This window comes from Bacillus sp. GW823-FHT06B01 (genome assembly GCF_058952315.1).
The window spans coordinates 1-249 of the sequence record NZ_JBXAHR010000029.1 but is presented as its reverse complement, the minus strand read 5'-3'; the positions used below and the strand labels follow the sequence as shown (position 1 = coordinate 249).

Sequence of the window (249 nt, the reverse complement as noted above, 5' to 3'; positions counted from 1 at the left end):
AAATGAAAGAGCAAGTATTACAAGTAACAAAAGGTGACTTCGTAGGATCAGCAAGTGGGGCGGTAGTATTAACGGCATTAATCGTATTTCTATCAAGCGTATTAGTATAATAGAAGTTTTGTAACAAAAGAAAATAGAAGGGAGAATGAAAGATATGAAAGAGCAAGTATTACAAGTAACAAAAGGTGACTTCGTAGGATCAGCAAGTGGAGCAGTAGTATTAACAGCATTAATCGTATTTCTATCAAG

2 protein-coding genes are annotated in these 249 nt (G+C 34.5%); both read left to right on the top strand.

The window, feature by feature from the left end:
- The first annotated feature begins 2 nt into the window (after window positions 1-2).
- Window positions 3-110: a DUF3948 family protein gene (locus AC1Q8N_RS28745; protein ID WP_000664237.1), complete on the top strand. Its 108-nt coding sequence runs from the start codon at window positions 3-5 to the stop codon at window positions 108-110.
- Window positions 111-145: 35 nt separating this feature from the next.
- The coding region (locus AC1Q8N_RS28740) for a DUF3948 family protein (RefSeq protein ID WP_000654249.1) at window positions 146-249 on the top strand (104 nt) is incomplete at its 3' end.